Annotated in this window: 21 protein-coding genes and 1 pseudogene; 12 read left to right on the forward strand and 10 right to left on the reverse strand. The window is 47.2% G+C overall.

Going from position 1 to position 16,022, the window contains the following annotated elements:
* The 3 genes from ACE5LO_RS26835 to ACE5LO_RS26845 form a co-directional block, all read right to left on the reverse strand.
* Positions 1–211, reverse strand: a 211-nt coding sequence (locus tag ACE5LO_RS26835; RefSeq protein ID WP_375522977.1) for a hypothetical protein, incomplete at its 3' end; no start/stop codon positions are given.
* An 87-nt stretch (positions 212–298) separates the two neighbouring features.
* On the reverse strand, positions 299–604 hold the full coding sequence (locus ACE5LO_RS26840; RefSeq protein WP_375522978.1) for a DUF6809 family protein: 306 nt from the start codon (positions 602–604) through the stop codon (positions 299–301).
* Positions 605–748: 144 nt separating this feature from the next.
* Positions 749–925 carry a ribbon-helix-helix protein, CopG family gene (locus ACE5LO_RS26845; RefSeq protein WP_375358136.1) on the reverse strand — a complete coding sequence of 59 codons (177 nt, stop codon included), beginning with the start codon at positions 923–925 and terminating at the stop codon, positions 749–751.
* A gap of 418 nt (positions 926–1,343) precedes the next feature.
* On the opposite strand from ACE5LO_RS26845, the gene ACE5LO_RS26850 reads away from it, so the two are divergent.
* Together ACE5LO_RS26850 and ACE5LO_RS26855 are read left to right on the forward strand one after the other, a co-directional pair.
* Entirely contained in the window at positions 1,344–1,472 is a 129-nt protein-coding gene (locus ACE5LO_RS26850) for a hypothetical protein (RefSeq protein WP_375522979.1), read from the forward strand.
* Positions 1,469–1,858 carry a type II toxin-antitoxin system death-on-curing family toxin gene (locus tag ACE5LO_RS26855; protein WP_375522980.1) on the forward strand — a complete coding sequence of 130 codons (390 nt, stop codon included), beginning with the start codon at positions 1,469–1,471 and terminating at the stop codon, positions 1,856–1,858. The genes ACE5LO_RS26850 and ACE5LO_RS26855 overlap by 4 nt, the downstream gene beginning before the upstream one ends.
* Before the next feature lie 196 nt (positions 1,859–2,054).
* Here the strand turns inward: ACE5LO_RS26855 and ACE5LO_RS26860 are convergent, their stop codons facing one another.
* Both ACE5LO_RS26860 and ACE5LO_RS26865 read right to left on the reverse strand, forming a co-directional pair.
* Positions 2,055–2,972, reverse strand: a complete 918-nt coding sequence (locus ACE5LO_RS26860) for an Rpn family recombination-promoting nuclease/putative transposase (protein ID WP_375522981.1) — start codon at positions 2,970–2,972, stop codon at positions 2,055–2,057.
* 163 nt (positions 2,973–3,135) lie between these two features.
* Complete coding sequence (locus tag ACE5LO_RS26865; protein ID WP_375522982.1) at positions 3,136–3,294, reverse strand: Spo0E family sporulation regulatory protein-aspartic acid phosphatase; 159 nt, start codon at positions 3,292–3,294, stop codon at positions 3,136–3,138.
* A 147-nt stretch (positions 3,295–3,441) separates the two neighbouring features.
* Here ACE5LO_RS26865 and ACE5LO_RS26870 point away from each other — a divergent pair, with 147 nt between their 5' ends.
* Positions 3,442–3,771, forward strand: a complete 330-nt coding sequence (locus tag ACE5LO_RS26870) for a helix-turn-helix domain-containing protein (RefSeq protein WP_375522983.1) — start codon at positions 3,442–3,444, stop codon at positions 3,769–3,771.
* Positions 3,772–3,829: 58 nt separating this feature from the next.
* Here the strand turns inward: ACE5LO_RS26870 and ACE5LO_RS26875 are convergent, their stop codons facing one another.
* From ACE5LO_RS26875 to ACE5LO_RS26885, 3 genes are all read right to left on the reverse strand, one after another.
* Positions 3,830–4,129 carry a DUF6809 family protein gene (locus tag ACE5LO_RS26875; protein ID WP_375522984.1) on the reverse strand — a complete coding sequence of 100 codons (300 nt, stop codon included), beginning with the start codon at positions 4,127–4,129 and terminating at the stop codon, positions 3,830–3,832.
* A 144-nt stretch (positions 4,130–4,273) separates the two neighbouring features.
* Positions 4,274–4,726, reverse strand: coding sequence for a ribbon-helix-helix domain-containing protein (locus ACE5LO_RS26880; protein ID WP_511227998.1), 453 nt, complete (start codon positions 4,724–4,726; stop codon positions 4,274–4,276).
* Positions 4,727–4,790: 64 nt separating this feature from the next.
* The gene (locus tag ACE5LO_RS26885) at positions 4,791–5,327 is read right to left on the reverse strand and encodes a hypothetical protein (RefSeq protein ID WP_375522985.1); all 537 of its coding nucleotides are present in this window, start codon (positions 5,325–5,327) and stop codon (positions 4,791–4,793) included.
* A gap of 278 nt (positions 5,328–5,605) precedes the next feature.
* On the opposite strand from ACE5LO_RS26885, the gene ACE5LO_RS26890 reads away from it, so the two are divergent.
* From ACE5LO_RS26890 to ACE5LO_RS26925, 8 genes are all read left to right on the forward strand, one after another.
* Positions 5,606–6,646, forward strand: a complete 1,041-nt coding sequence (locus tag ACE5LO_RS26890; protein WP_375522986.1) for a ParA family protein — start codon at positions 5,606–5,608, stop codon at positions 6,644–6,646.
* Positions 6,647–6,934: 288 nt separating this feature from the next.
* Positions 6,935–8,530: a recombinase family protein gene (locus ACE5LO_RS26895; RefSeq protein WP_375522987.1), complete on the forward strand. Its 1,596-nt coding sequence runs from the start codon at positions 6,935–6,937 to the stop codon at positions 8,528–8,530.
* A 182-nt stretch (positions 8,531–8,712) separates the two neighbouring features.
* Positions 8,713–9,156, forward strand: a complete 444-nt coding sequence (locus ACE5LO_RS26900) for a hypothetical protein (protein ID WP_375522988.1) — start codon at positions 8,713–8,715, stop codon at positions 9,154–9,156.
* Positions 9,157–10,217: 1,061 nt separating this feature from the next.
* Entirely contained in the window at positions 10,218–11,084 is an 867-nt protein-coding gene (locus tag ACE5LO_RS26905) for a glycosyltransferase family 2 protein (protein WP_375522989.1), read from the forward strand.
* Positions 11,081–11,482 (forward strand): hypothetical protein, encoded by a 402-nt coding sequence (locus ACE5LO_RS26910; protein ID WP_375522990.1) that lies wholly within the window; start codon positions 11,081–11,083, stop codon positions 11,480–11,482. Before ACE5LO_RS26905 ends, ACE5LO_RS26910 begins: the two co-directional genes overlap by 4 nt.
* Positions 11,483–11,658: 176 nt before the next feature.
* A complete protein-coding gene (locus tag ACE5LO_RS26915; RefSeq protein ID WP_375522991.1) occupies positions 11,659–11,988 on the forward strand; it encodes a hypothetical protein in 330 nt (109 codons plus the stop codon).
* Between the two features lie 403 nt (positions 11,989–12,391).
* The gene (locus ACE5LO_RS26920; protein ID WP_375522992.1) at positions 12,392–13,048 is read left to right on the forward strand and encodes a Fic family protein; all 657 of its coding nucleotides are present in this window, start codon (positions 12,392–12,394) and stop codon (positions 13,046–13,048) included.
* A 202-nt stretch (positions 13,049–13,250) separates the two neighbouring features.
* Positions 13,251–13,484, forward strand: a complete 234-nt coding sequence (locus ACE5LO_RS26925) for a hypothetical protein (protein ID WP_375522993.1) — start codon at positions 13,251–13,253, stop codon at positions 13,482–13,484.
* Between the two features lie 4 nt (positions 13,485–13,488).
* Here ACE5LO_RS26925 and ACE5LO_RS26930 read toward each other — a convergent pair whose 3' ends face one another.
* Positions 13,489–13,596, reverse strand: coding sequence for an NgoMIV family type II restriction endonuclease (locus ACE5LO_RS26930; RefSeq protein ID WP_375522997.1), 108 nt, complete (start codon positions 13,594–13,596; stop codon positions 13,489–13,491).
* Between the two features lie 201 nt (positions 13,597–13,797).
* Positions 13,798–13,932 (reverse strand): annotated as a pseudogene (locus ACE5LO_RS26935) (Rpn family recombination-promoting nuclease/putative transposase); the annotation flags it as partial.
* Positions 13,933–14,910: 978 nt separating this feature from the next.
* On the opposite strand from ACE5LO_RS26935, the gene ACE5LO_RS26940 reads away from it, so the two are divergent.
* On the forward strand, positions 14,911–15,603 hold the full coding sequence (locus ACE5LO_RS26940; protein WP_375522995.1) for a putative endonuclease domain-containing protein: 693 nt from the start codon (positions 14,911–14,913) through the stop codon (positions 15,601–15,603).
* Positions 15,604–16,022 lie beyond the last annotated feature (419 nt).

Consider the following 16,022-nt stretch of genomic DNA (forward strand, 5'->3'; position numbering starts at 1 on the left):
CTCGCCAAGCTCGGCGAATGGAGCGGGGAAGCCTTCCCCCTGGGCGTCTGAAAAGCCCGGAAACACGGGATTTTTTTTGATTATTCAAAAAAACTACATTTAAAATTTGTTTCTTGAACACCAATTCGACCTTTAATTTCTTAAGGGCAGAGCATTTTGGTAAAACTGATTGATCAGCTGGTCCAGCTCGGTCCAACTGCTTATCGAACAAAAGGCCCGCTCGTTACGAGCGGACCTGGTAGTTGATTATTATGATCCCATCCGCATACAGAACAGTCAACAAGTTGTTAGTGTATCATCATGACAAGCCCGATGCTACATCCTGAAGCCATTCCTCGCGTGTGCTTGAGACTTCGATCATCAAGTTGGCTCCAAGCCTGAACCCATGCAGAAAAGCAGCTTCAACATGCATACTATTGACGCTGTCGCACAGGTCAAAATATTCCTCAAGCTCACGAAATGCTTCTTCACCCAATCGCTCTCGCCATTGTTCCATCTGCACCACCATTTGTCGGCTTAAGCGTCGGTATTCAGGATGAGACGGCACAATCGCCTCATCGGGATGAAGCTGCCCGCGGTACAAGGCCTCCAGAATCGTTTTCATAGTCATCCTCCCATAAAAGGTCATCGCATCGCTTGAATGAGATTCCTGCACATGGTAGGATATTTATGCAGTCTGCTTATTCAAGCGATTGCGTGGTAGGAAGTAGCGGTGCTCTTCTCGGGGCTAACGCTGCTTCCTTTTTTATTATTGGAGATCGTCGTAGATCTTCTCAATCCCCTTGCGCACGACATTCGAACGTGACGTATTGAGCTTCTTAGCAGAAGCTTCGAGCTTGCGCATCATGTCCTGATCGATACGTATCTTGATTGTTTCGCTTTTGGGATTGTCAGATAGAGGACGCCCCATTTTTTTGGCCGACATCGCTTCACCCCACTTTTCGGTCCACAATAATAATATATTATTGTGGACCGAAAAGTCAATCGAATCATTCAACTGCTCCCTATTTTTTTGGAAGGTTGAACGAGGATGGGATCGTACAGAGGAATTGGCCCATCAGTTTATGGATTTTACCATTGAAAATGAATTGAGGCACGAGAGGTGCGATCCGGGAGCCCCTTTCTCCGGTCATCTGTTTCCCATGAGGATGTTCCAACCTGCCACCCTTCAGGAATAGATCGCCGTCCTGAGGGTGGCCATACATCCAATGATCCATGTATAACCCAATTGGACAAATCGCAGCGAATGGTATATTCTAAGGTCAAACGGGCATAACTTGTAACACATAACATTGTGATACGGAGGGGATGCCTGCATGTCAGAGCAAGAGGAGGAACAACGCATGGCAGTACGTAAGGAAGAGCTTAAAGACGTACAGGCTAAAATCGATCGCAAGAATCTGATCCGCTCGCTTGCAAAACAGATCTGCGACGACAACGATGCTGGACTTAGGAGGCTGTCTAAAAATTGATTGAACGCCTAACTCCAGATGATATCCGTGAACTGCATGATTACGCCTTGGAGCGCTACAATGGCCTTCCGGGTGAGAACGAGCCGGGGTTAATAGACTTCATAGCCGATAAGCCTTTTCAAGGTTTTGGTGATGAGGAATATTACCCCGGTTTGTTTTTGAAGGCAGCCGTGTATATGGAAGGATTCGCAACCCATCAGCTATTCTCTGACGGTAACAAGCGAACGGGTTATATGAGTGCCAAAGCGTTCCTTATGCTGAATGGTTATTACCTAGAGGTTACAGACGATGAGTTATATGATACAACATTGGATGTTGCGAATAAGAAGATAACTCTTCATGAGCTAGCGGAGTGGCTTGAGAAAAAATCGGCAGTGATGCTATAAGCAAATAATCTGGTGGCGGGCAGAGGTGCTGGCGATTTGGTTTTTGTACCCAACGGGGCCTGTCACCCCCAAAAAAAAATCCCGTACTTCCGGGCTTTCAGCGACTAGGAAGGAAGCTGCTCATCACACTCGCGGCTCGCGGCAGCGGCATCCGTTATCCATATCAAAAAGAAAAACCGCTCCAGAGGAACGGAATTTAATAGGTTTGCTTGCGCCATTCTTCAATAGTGTGAGTAGAGAACCCGGTGGCCTGAGCAATGGTTGAACTATCCATGCCCATCCTGATTAGTTCTTTAGCCACGGCTTCCTTACCTTGTTGCTCGCCTTTATGAATATCACCCAGGATTTTTTCCAGCCTCATGAACAAAGCAATCATTTCTAAATTTTGGATAAATCGCTCCGGGTTTGACTCATTCCTCGGCACCTTCTGCAACAGAATGTTGGCCACCCAAGCCATAATTTTCTGCAGGTTATCTTCCGACATCTGCTGAGCGGTATTCATCAGCTTGTTAATGCGATCCAGCAACTGCCCCCGATCCTCCGTCTGATCCAGCAGAAAAACAGAACCAATCGTATTCGATAACGACAATAATTCTTCTTCTGTATATCGTGCTACATCGATAAGCAAATATTCAAAATTCAGCAGTTCAGGACCAAACAGATCTTCATTAGCAAGCAGCTTGCGGAATTGAAGCTCTGCAGTCCACTTTTTCTTTCCATTATACAATACAATCGGGATGATGGGTGGCAATTGAAAGGTCTTTCGGTTAGATAATGCGTCTTCTTCATTTTGCAATAAGTAACGCCATATCTCTACCTGATACAATAGCAACCGATACGGCATGCGAAAATCAACACTGGATTGCATCTCCAGAAGCAAATAAAACACGACATCTTGGCCATTCAGATGAACCTGGTAGACGAGATCCGCTTCCTGACGCTTAAAGTCCTGTAACACAAAGGAATGAGGAATCTCTTGTACATGCTCCTCATTGACCGCTTGCACCCATCCTTGATTTACGAAAGAACGAAGCAATTCCACGAAAAGCTTTTTACTTGAGAGCAAAAAACGATATGAGGTATCATGTCGCTGATGTATCGTTTCCTGATTCATATCCGAACACATCCAATCCGCTCCTTTCCGGGTTCCTATCTATGATTATACGTTTTTCCACTTTGCTAAACAATGAATGGGAGCATGAATTTAACGGAGATTTCCCCCTTCATTTTCCATGTAATAAGAATCAGATTTGAGGAAATGACACCTAATTCAACCTTTAATTTCTTAAGGGCAGAGCATTGTGGTAAAACTGATTGATCAGCTGGTCCAGCTCTTGGGATATTTGCAATACCTCGGGGGCAAGGAAGCCTTTTTCAACCGCCAGGATCTCCATTTCACATCTTTTCAGCTCGATTTCCTGTTTCAGCTTCTCCATGATCTTCTCCCTTTCGGAATGGCGTATGTACCGGAATGAAAAAAGAACAGCCTGTATGTGCAAGACTGTTCTTCTGTGTATATACCTGAATTATTTGGCTCCAGTTGTCTACACTTTAGTTAATAAAAGAGACAGTGGAGCGTAAACATGGAGCAAACGTTAACCAGGATTGGCCGTAAAATCCGGCAATATCGGAAGTTGAAAGGATTGACGCAGGAGCAGCTCGCGGAATTGGTGGGGACCAATTTTTCCTATATCGGCAAAATCGAACGGGGAGAATATAATGTCAAAATACACACGCTTGAAAAAATAGCGAATGCGCTGGAAGTGAGCTTATCCGCACTGTTATCTGATGGTGACCATAAGGGGATTGAGATGAGCGGCGCGATTCTGGAGGCCGCAGCGCTGCTACAGAACCAGAGCGAGGCCGATCAACAGAAGGCGGTTGAAATTCTCAAAATTATGTTCCGTACGTAACAGGAGCATATCGCACAAAAATAGCCCGCTCATTACGAGCGGACCGGGTAGTCGATGATTAGCCCGATGCTACATCCTGAAGCCATTCCTCGCGTTTGCTTGAGACTTCGATCATCAAGTTGGCTCCAAGCCTGAACCCATGCAGAAAAGCAGCTTCAACATGCATGCTATTGACGCTGTCACACAGGTCAAAATATTCCTCAAGCTCACGAAAGGCTTCTTCACCTAATCGGTCCCGCCATTGTTCCGTCTGCACCACCATTTGTCGGCTTAAACGTCGGTATTCCGGATGAGACGGCACAATCGCCTCATCGGGATGAAGCTGCCCGCGGTATAAGGCTTCCAGAATCGTTTTCATATTCATCCTCCCATAAAAGGTCATCGCAGCGCTTGAATGAGATTCCTGCACATGGTAGGATATTTATGCAGTCTGCTTATTCAAGCGATTGCGTCTTCGTAGGAAGTAGCGGTGCTCTTCGTGGGGCTCACGCTGCTTCCTTCTTTATTTTTGGAGATCGTTGTATACCATCTGAATCCCCTTGCGCACGATATCCGAACGTGTCGTATTCAGCTTCTTAGCAGAAGCATCGAGCTTGCTCATCATTTCCTGATCGACACGTATCTCAATCTTTTCGCTTTTGGGATTGTCAGATGGAGGACGCCCCAACTTTTTGGACGACATGGCTTCACCCCGCTTTTCCGCCCTGACAATAAAATACATTTGTCGGGGCGTAAAGTCAACTGACATTATTCTGACATTATTCTGCTGCTCCCTATTTTTTTCGGCAGGTTGAACGAGGATCGTCAGAATGAAATTGCCAGAAATATGCTCGCTTTGGGCATAGAGGTCCCCATCATCGCCAAAGCCAGCGGACTCTCCGAAGCCGTGGTACAATCGCTCAATGAACTTCGGCTGCCCTTCAGAGATGCCGGGGGACGATGATTTCATTACCAAAAGAGACATCTGCCCTGAATGTCCCGGGATAGATGTCTCTTTTTATTTTCAGGTAACTGTTCAGTTATTGAATAACTGCCCGAAATGCTCCAGCTATTGTGTGCTGTGAATGAGCTCGCACCAGATGCTCCAGATAGCGCAAAAAATAAGTATACTCTTCCATTGAAATTTTCCCCTCAAAGAAAAACACGAACAAGGATAGCCTTAACCGAATCCGGTTCCAGTGCCCGGCCTCCATATACTCGTACACATCGTTGTTTTGAAAATATTGCAATGTCTTCCCCTCTGCCAATTCTACGATCTCCCGCATGGAGTGTAATGTTGATAATTTCATTAAAATTGGATTAAATGAGTCGGGATCTTTTTTTACAGGGTACATAGAATACTGATCCTGAAGAAAGTCATGCAATTGCTCCAACACTACGGATTCTCTTATCGTAAATCGGACGGCCTCTTCAGTTCCATGACCTGTGAACAAAGTCATATCCATTTTTTCGCCAAGCCGCATAACCACATCATTTTCTGTTAAACCGGACTGCTTCAATTGTTCCCTCTCCACGGTTATACGATGGCAAATGCCCAATTGCAGATATTGTCCCATACAACGCGTACCTCCCTTCATCTTCAGGTAGAGATGATCCGACCCCCGTCACCGTATCCTCTGATATCGTTCGAGGAGTATCTGAAACCCGTTCTTTGGCGATATCATGGAGATATTATAACATGCGTGAAGACGTTGTGCTATCCAAAAATGACGTTATTACGTTTTTTTTCTTGAGCAAAAAGGACATTTTATGAAATTAGTTTTCCTCTTATTGTTTACCAAAAACACATTTGGTGATACTATTGGTAAAAGAAATTTGAAAGAGGTGGAATAAAATGCTTGTAGATTCAGCAATCAAAACGATTGTCGACCGCCAGTATGATATTGCAAACGGCACCATCAATTCACTTCCTTTGCCCAAACATAAGAAATATACGATTTGTAATCTGAGAGGAGGCATAGGTAAATCAACGCTCTCATTTAACCTGACCTACCTTGCAAACAAAATTCTGGCGGTGGATACGTGCCCGCAAGGCAATTTGTCCTACTTCTTTGATGATAATTACTTTACTTCAAATGTGAATGTCCGGGATATGATTCTGCCTTATATCGTTCCCGGTCTCGGACGCGCTACAAGAATCGCACACAGGATATCTGCCACCAATCATTTCTTTACGAACGAGTCGTTCTATGTCCCATCTGACGAACAGCTTTATCTTCTGCCCGCCCAAATGACCACGGCCGTGAACCAAACTTCCGGTTTACCCAGTCCGCAAAGAGAACAAGCCCTGGAAAGTATTCTTCTATCTCTGAAAAATGAGATTGACAGAGAACTGGCAGAACTCGAATTGGAGACATGTCTCATTGACACTTCACCTTTCTTTTCGGGTGCTACACATCTGGCATGGCACGCAACGGATGCGTTAATCGTACCTGTTCGTACGGATCAGCAATCCATCAACTCGCTAAATTTGATTTTCAAAGTTCTCAGCGACCCTGCCAGTGAGTTTAGACGGCATTTACCATCTGATTTCCCCACTCCGAAAATTCAGATGGTCGTCTTGACGCATTGTGGATGGTCAACCGTACGAAATGCCCGAAATATCCCAAACCAGCAAACCGTGATTTATTTAAAGATGTTAAAGGACCTGGTTAGCCGGAACATCTCACATTTCACCACGGATGATCCGGATAACCATATCGCCTTGCTGGATGATTTTCTTGGTTCTGGTCGTATATCCTCTGCTCTTTCCAAGCCCATTCAGCTACTGGAAGCAGGGGATACGATGAGAATCAACAGAGTCAAGGTATCTGTTAACGATTCTGTTGCGAAATGTAAGAAACAACTTGAATTTATATCCAATAGCATTTGGTGATTGTACAGATCTCACCTGAGGGATGCGATTAATCCTGAATAAACTGACTCAGCTATCGTAATCGGTAGAACTGCGATGATGAAATGATCATAACATTTCGGAAAATCCCGTTAGCTCCGGAACGAGGTTCGCGGATTTAGAAGGACCTCATCCGGCAACTTCTTTTCATATGGAGGTGTTTCTCTTATACTGCTGTTCTATGTCATAATCCACAACTCATTTCATAGAATAGAGTAATACAGCACTCAGACAGAGGTGTGAGTGGGCGATGGGAGTGATGTACACACGATGGATGAGAATACCGGAATATTCGGCGCACTCTACCTGCGCATATCACGGTCCAAAGGAGAGAATGAAGACACACTTCAGAATCACCGTGAGCTGATGGAGGAATTTTGCCGCGAGCATGATTACACCTTTGAGGTGTACGAAGAAATCGTGAGCGGGGGAAAGCATCAGTTGGAGGCCCGCCCTCAGTTACAGAAGCTGCTCCGCAACCTTGGGCGCTACCAGGCCATTTTTGCCGTATCCCTGGACCGCCTGTCCCGCAATGGGCTTATCTCCCAGATCATTAAAAAAGAATGTATTGAGCATGATGTGAAAATCATTACGCCGACGCAAGCCTTTGACCTGGCCGGTTCAGAGGCCTCCCGTCATTTGTATGATATTAGCTCCCTATACGCCGCGATGGAGTATGAGATGATCGGCCGCCGCACGAAAGTCAATAAAATGCAGCGGGCCCGTCGAGGAGAGCATGTCAGCGGTAGGGCGGCTTACGGCTACTGGCGCAACCCGGACACCCGGAAGCTGGAAATCTACGAGCCAGAGGCCGGGATCGTTCGTTATATTTTCAGGCTGTACCTCCAAGGCATGAGTTGCCGCAAGATTGCCGACAAGCTCAACGGGGATGGCCTCAAAACCCAACAACTACATGACTTCCTGCCCATAACCATCCAGCAGATCCTGCGCAATCCGGTGTACAAGGGAACCCTGGTGTTCCAAAATCGCCAGCGAATCAAGAAAGGCCAAGTATACCGTTACAAGATCGTGGAGACGATCGTCACGGAAGATGCTCATCCTGCGCTCATTCCAGTAGAAGAGTGGGAACGAGCTAACTGGTACAAAATGGAACGGGGGGGGGCAGACCCTTTCACCCGCGAGAGACCAGCAGATAAAACGGGAGCCACCCTGCTCAAAGACCTGTTATTCTGCGGGATTTGCGGAAGAAAGCTTAAGATCCATAAGAAGAGCAACGGCACGTTACTCATCATGCCTTGTCGAAAAGAGCTGCCTGACAGCGATATGAAATGCAATAATCAGGGAGTGAAGCTGCAGCCGCTGGAAGAAGAGGTACTGCAACAGCTCCAGAACGATAAAAGGCTGCAATGGGATCAACATCTGCAGCCGCAAGAGCAGACAAGCATCCTGATGGATTTACACGAACGTCTGATGCTGATCGAACAGCAGCTGCGGGAGAACAAGGAGGAGCAGGCAGAGCTCCTTGAGCCCGCACTGGCAAGGGAGTTGCCGTACAAACTACTCAAAAGGGTGCATACCCGGGTGAAACAACATCCCATCCTGCAGGAGTCCAGGGACAAGATCCGAAAGCAAGTCCGGGACATCGCAACAGGCCCGCAACTGGATGTGAAGGCACACCGCATCGGATTGTTTGAGCATTTCAAATCCCTTCCGGCCGAGCAGCAGAACGAAATTCTGAAGCAAAGGGTCAAACGAATCTACTATGTTCGGGTCATGCCAGAGGAAATCCGGAAACAGTCTACCAAGAGTCCGGAACGTCAAGCCTATCCCTTCCGTTGTACCATTGAATATTTCGACATTCCCCCGGCTGCAATACAAAAGGATGGATCACACAAAGAAGTGTAGTGGATGATGTGGACGGCCGCTCACGGCAAGCGGCCCATTGCATGGCTGAAACCCAACATAATTACTGCAAACAACAGTAAAACGATCTTCCATTGATTTTATAAGTAAAATTTACGGTTTGCATAAGAAATGACGTCCCGACAGGCGCAACAGGCGTCACGGGCGTGACTGGATTGACAGGCATGACTGGTGCTACGGGGGTGACAGGTCCTACAGCTCCGAACGTCACAGCGAATTATCAGTATAGTTCTGGGGCGGCGTTTACTACTTCTACTCCTGCTGTATTCCCACTTATAGGTGTCACCGGCGATGGTACAGCGATTACACAAAATGGAAACGGTACGTTGACTCTGGCTCCAAATCAGGCGTATATGGTAGACTTTTCAGTGGATGCTTCAATTCCCCCAGCCTCTACTGCTGGTGCATTTGTGTCCCTAAATGGAACTAACGTGGTTGGTTCGGGGGTTACAACTTTCAACAGTACTGCAGCATCTCAACCAACTTTTCTATCATCAAATGCGATCGTTCGTACGGGGGGGACGGCCGGTACTTTGGCGCTGAATGTCCAAGGTTCTCAAGCTACTCAGTTTGGTGCCCCGGCATTTAGTGTAATCAAAATAGCTTAACCTGAATCGTATTCGCTTCAATCGGGGCGAGAAAACCTTAGGGTCAATCCATTTTGCCACCCTTCAAACGTCAGCCAACGCTTGGAGGGTGGCATGTCCGCAAAGGTATGCTTTCTGAGGCGACCCCTTCCAGCAGTACAGTAGCCTTATCACATCAGTAAACATCATAAAAAAATGGACATAAGTGGGAACGATCCCCCGTACAGCCTTATCTGATGCGGGGGCTGCGACACTGGACTAGTTCCCACGAGTATCATCTCGTGATAACACTCTTTAACACTGGGGGCATTCGACACGTTCGCGTCTACCAAATCATGATCTATAGAAGGATTACGAAAAAAGTGCAGCTCAAATCATAACGCAAAGACGTGTAACGAAAAGGCAGAATGATGTTAACCTCCACTCGCCTAGCTCGGCGAATGGAGCAGGGGAGCTTTCCCCTTGGGGGGGGGAGGAGCCCGGAAACACGGGATTTTTTTGATTATTCGAAAAAATTACATTTAAAATTTTTAGGGGGGATAAGAATTGACGTCCCGACTGGCGCGACAGGCGTGACAGGCCCTACGGCTCCGGCCGTGACGGCGAATAATTTTATGGGAATTAATCTGACCTCCAGGACAATAAACCAAGGACAAAATGTTCCGTTATCAACTCGTATTCGGAATTACCAACACAGCCACGGGCATTGAATTGGCTCCGAACCAGGTTTATTATGCAGATTACAGGGTGCAGGCCAATACGAGTGACCCGCAATATCAATTCGCTCTCACTCTCAACGGTAATCTAATAACTGGATCTAATTCAGTTACTACTGGTTTTTTAAATACGGGTTCCGTTGGAGAAACGCTTTCCGGAAGCGCCATTTTTAGTACAAATGGTCTTAGTTCGCCTGGTGATCTCAATCTTACAGCTATTATAGGAAGTGGTTCAGTAGGCTCGGCCAGTGTGAGTGTCATTAAACTGCAGTAAAAATCGGCCACCCTTCGGATATTTCACAGGTCCTGGAGGGTGGCTGAATAACAACTTAGAGTTAGAATAGATGGAGTAAGAGGGGATGAGTGATGGACCAACCAAGCATCTCGTTATGTATGATCGTCAGGAACGAGGAAGAATATCTTCCGAAATGTCTCGGCAGTGTGATGCGTATAGTGGATGAAATCATTATTGTGGATACCGGATCAACGGATGGTACCGTGGCGATGGCCAAAGCCCTCGGGACCAAAGTGATTGAGATGCCATGGGAGGACAGCTTCGCGGTGGCCCGTAACCGGGGGTTGGATGAAGCGACAGGGGATTGGATTCTCTGGCTGGATGCGGATGAAGAGATGGATGTGAATGAGGCCAACAAACTCAAAGAGCTGCTGACCCGGGATGCGATATGGGAGCAACATATCGAGGGTATTCAATTTTATTTTTGCAACGATCTGGAGGGGGGCAGAGTGGAACATATCTGTCTCCATCGCATGGTGCGGAACCGGCCGGAATACAGATTTGAAGGAAGGGTGCACGAAGAGATTTTGCCGAGCATGCTGGAAGTCAACCCCGATATGCAAGTCGGGCAGGTCGATATCCATGTGTATCATGATGGATATCTTGCCAAGAACATTTTGCGTCAGGACAAAATCAGCCGAAATCGATCGCTTCTCCTGCAGTCACTCGAGGAGTATCCGAATCATCGGAAGTATCACTACTACCTGGGGATTGAACTATACCGCATGAATGAGTTGGAGAGTGCCCTTGAGCATTTTAATGCAGCGTTGGCAGACCCGGGGGAATTTCCGAAGACCTTGCTGTCCAGTGCGCACAAACACAGGCTGGTTACCCTGGAAACCATGGGGCGTTATCGTGAAATGGTCCAGTATAGTATGGACAGCATTGCCCTGTTTCCGGACTTCACGGATTTGTATCACTTAAGGGGATCGGCTTGAGTGCTCTGGGACACACGGATGAGGCCATTTATGCCTTACGGCATGCGCTGAGCCTCGGACCAGCACCGGAGGAATATCCGGGCGTAAACGGCTACGGAACCTACTTGACCTGCCGGGACCTCGGCCTATTGTACGCCTCTGCCGGAAAGCAAATGGATGCCGATCTGTACTTAACCCTGGCGAGCCTGATGAGTGCCAATACGAGGACCCCATTCAAGGAACATGCCCGCGACGCTCGCCAACGCGCCAATGATCGACAGGGAAGGAGTGAGTACATTGGCGGACATGGAACCGATTTTGCAGAACGACACACCTCAGGAGGCGTATCCGATAGTGAGCGGCTTTTCGTTAAATTCGACATGGTTGTGGCTGCGATGAAATCAATAGAAATGACGTGAAAAAGTATGCTTTAGTCCATTGATGATCTCACGAATGTCCTGAATATTCAGCGCTGCTGCTCGCTTTTCCGGATATACACTTAACGTCCCACACAAGCAGGACATATAAAAAACGCTGGAACTTTATTAAGTCATCTGCTACAATAACATCATAAAAGTATAAGGAGCGGGATCTTATGAATATTGAGTTAAAGGAGTTGCTGCAGTCTGTAATCCGGGAAGAACTTAAACCGGTTCATGAGCGTATTGATAAGATGGAGACTGAGGTTCATGAGCGTTTTGATGAGGTGAACGAGCGCTTCGATAAAATGGAGACCGATCAGCAAGAGATGAAACAGGAGATTCGGGAAATGAGAGTGGATCAGCAAGAAATGAAACGAGCTGTCCTGGATACGAATGAACGGGTTATGGAGATAGAGGGTTTTTTGGAGAACCAGCACAGAATTATTGAACTTCTCTCTGCTCGCTCCATTCAACAAGAGGCTGACTTGAAGAGAATCAAATGATCTGATCCGGTGCCTTTGCACTGGATTTTTTGCCATGTTCAGAAAATCCGATCAGAACCAGAACGTTCCAAAAGAGCTTTGGAAAATGAGTCAGTAATATGAGAAAAATCTCCTTCCGTAGAATTTTTCTCGAAAACTGTCTTGTTCTCTAAATCAACACTCAGTAAATCATTCTGTTCCCTTTATCATACCACAGAACGAATGTTCTTCATAACCGCAGCGACATTCACGACTCCCAATGTAAAAGTGGTCAAACCGGCTTAGTAAAATATCTCAGCCCCCTTCAGAAGTTCATACTGTTCAGGCGGGTCGAATCCTTTTTCAAGGTTTTATTGTATGCTATAGGGCAACACGCTATAATGATGATAATTCTTGTTGACAAATCGGCAAAGGAAGCTACGGAATGATGCAAGCTAAATACCGCATGACCGTTGAACAAAATATCTTTGTAGCCAAACGTAATATCATCGATTATATATGGAAAAGTGCAAAACTTGAGGGATTCGCCGTTACCTATCCCGATACGGAAGCTATTTTTAACGGAATCAGCGTTCCGGGCATTAAAGTGGCCGAAGTTGTTGGCGTAAATAATTTGAAGCACGCATGGCAATTTATACTGGATAATCTCGACTATCCCATTGACCTGAATTATATCTGTAAAATCAACCAACTGGTGGGCGGAGACAATTTGATTGTTCAGGCGGCTCAAATCCGAGAGGAACTTTTGGAAATAACAGCCATTGAAAATCCAACGGATAAAGCCATCACACTCATGCTTTACCTCATGAGAAAGCAAATGTTTCTGGATGGCAACAAGCGGACGGCCATGCTCTCCGGCAATCAAGTGCTGATCTCCTCAGGCTGTGGCATCATCTCCATCCCAATTGAACATCAACGTACTTTTACAGGCCTGCTGGTGCAGTATTATGAATCCAACGATGCGACAGAGATAAAGTCCTTCATCTACGATTACTGCATTGATGGAATCCAATTCGACCCCGTTCATGAGGCTGAACAGGATCAGCCTGAGCAGGAGCTGGATGACGAACAAGAAAGATAACAGCCACATTCCTCCTACTGAGTGTGGCTGTTTTATCTCCTGAGAAGACTTATGAACTCACGAATTTCGGCACCCGGTCTTCGTTCGCACTGGGCGTACCACACTCTCGTCTATCTTTTTAGCCATTTTGTGGCCAAGATATTCATATCTATCTTTATGGGCATCTTGTTCAAAATGTGTTCAGTATAGTACGGAGAGTATTATGCTGTTTCCGGATTTCACGGACCTGTATCACCTGAGGGCGGACGGGTGGCGTGCGCTGGGGGATGTAGGCCAGGCCATTGCTTCTATGCAACAAGCGCTGCGCCTCGGACCTGCTTCGGAGGAATATCCGTCCATGACAGGAATCGGAACCTATTTGACCCTGTCGAGCCTGATGAGCGGGGACACGAGGATCGTATTTGGAGAAACATCCGAAGATCAACCGCAATTTTGATCGGTTAAATCAGGAGATCGCCAGGACGGATATGTCCGAGTTGAAGAAATGTCTCTCTCAGAAACTCGGCATTGACGGTCTCGAATTCACTCCCGCTGGTCTGTCTTGCCAGCCGTTCCCTGTTTCAAACTTTAAAATTTCCGCGTCAGTGTCATTAAACTGGCTTAAACGTGTTGCCCAAGCAGGAAATATGTGATCTGAAAAGCCAAGCACGCCTGCAACAGGTTCTTCCGGGTTGCAGGCGTGGGCTTGTTCTGATCATGTGGTGGGGACCATGGATTCAGATGGTTTGTGTTATAGGGGTATGACCATTACCCTCGGCCTTTCCATTTCTCGTAGCCCATTCGATCATGGAAGCCTCATCATGAAGGTACTTCTGCCGTTCCTCATAACGTCTGCGCGCCTCCTGATCCTGGCTGAGAAATTCCAGCGTATCCATGGCCTTTTTTTTTCAAATCATACGGCATTCCATCATGACGCTGGCATGAAGCGCTACAACTTTTCTCTGAATTTCAGAATTTTACGCCAATGTTTCTTCCCTAATGTAGAGTAATCCTGTTCATCATGAATCATCCTGTGGCAGCGTTCATGTACCGAGGCCAGATTGTTGACCCGATGAAAGGACAATTCATCGCTATGGATGACTCCGCTATAGACCCTGCATTTCTTCTTGTCTCGATTATACGCATAGGCTCGGTTTAGGGTATACTCGAAAGTCCAATTTCCTTATTTGCCACGGCGATCGCTGTATTATAGAACGCTACAGCCGATAAAAGCGGAGAGCTAGGATATGCGTGGACAACGATAGCAAGTATCGCCGCAAATTGGTGGAACAGGGCAAGTTCCGCGCCATCCCGACGGGCTGAAAAGTCGTACAACGGGGAGTCGGAGAGGGTCCGCGCGCAGGGTTTTATATGAAAAAACGTACAACGGGGAGTCGGAGAGGGTCCGCGCCCAGGGTTTTGTATGAAAAGTCGTACAACGGGGAGTCGGAGAGGGTCCGGGCGCAGGGTTTTGTATGAAAAGTCGTACAACAGGGAGCCGGAGAGCGTCCGCGCGCAGGGTTTTGTATGAAAAGTCGTACAACCGGGAGTCGGAGAGGGTCCGCGCGCAGGGTTTTGTATGAAAAGTCGTACAACGGGGAGTCGGAGAGGGTCCGCGCGCAGGGTTTTGTATGAAAAGTCGTACAACGGGGAGCGGGAGAGCGTCCGCGCCCAGGGTTTTGTATGAAAAAACGTACAACCGAGAGCCGTGCGAGCATATCCCCCGGACAATTGTACGAAATAACGTTCAAAGTTGCTGTTTTTGGATCACGTCTTGCAGACATGGGTGCGCTGAGGGTAAAATATAAACATTCAATACGGCGAAGTACGCCCGATCATCCCCTCAGAGCCGAAGGGAGGTCGGGCTTTTTGTTTTCGGGAGGGTGAAAGGATTGAGCTTTGAAATCGAACATGAAAAATGGATCAAAAAACACTTGTCGAGCCGTCAAGGGGAACGAAAAGATGCGCTGAAAAGAGGACAAGGATATGGGAACCGCATGTTTGCAGAAAAAATATGGTGGGCTCTATTGGGACATTTTACGGGTTTGCATCCAGAATATGAGGTGAAAGACTGGCGGGGCCGGTCGTATTACGTGGACTTTATGTGGATCGTGGGCGGGCTTCGCTTCGTATTTGAGATCATGGATTATGGTTCGCATGGCACAGACCGTTCAAAATATCGACTGGATCTGAATCGAGGTTTGTTCCTGCAATCACAAGAGTTTCACGTGATCGCCATTTCGCTGGATGAGATGAAAGAAAATCCAACGTTCGTGCTGACGATGGTGCGGAGCATTTTAGCCCCTTATCTTTCGGCCATGCAAGACGGGAGCACAACGGTCCCCCGAAAATTCGGAAAAATCGAGCGTCAGTTGATGCGTCTGGCCATTCGGCACGATCGTATCGTTTGCCCGTCGCAAGCGGCGAAAGAACTGGAAGTTCACAAGCAAACCATCATCAAGTATTGCCGCAAATTGGTGGAACAGGGCAAGTTCCGCGCCATCCCGACAGGCATGACCGGCAAAATATATCGTTACGAGTACATCGGATCGATTCAAAGTCCCGATCTGTTATGAATATAGAACTGACAAGTCCAATTTCCTTATGTGCCACGGCGATCGCTGTATTATAGAACGCTACAGCCGATAAAAGCGGAGAACTAGGATATGCGCGGACAACGGTAGCCAAGTCCCGATTTCTAAAACTGGATGCTGCTTAGAGCTGCAACATGTCCATTCCATTTTGGATTGTATGAAAAGTCGTACAACAGAGAGCCGGAGAGCGTCCGGGCGCAGGGTTTTGTATGAAAAGTCGTACAACAGGGAGCCGGAGAGGGTCCGCGCGCAGGGTTTTGTATGAAAAGTCGTACAACAGGGAGCCGGAGAGCGTCCGCGCCCAGGGTTTTGTATGAAAAGTCGTAGCGCGCCTAGTCAAGCTAGGCACAACTTGCCGGTGCAAGTCCGGCCGGGGTAAGGACCAAGCCGCCCTGTAGCTA

It is taken from the genome of Paenibacillus medicaginis (assembly GCF_042138635.1).
Lineage (GTDB): Bacteria > Bacillota > Bacilli > Paenibacillales > Paenibacillaceae > Paenibacillus > Paenibacillus medicaginis.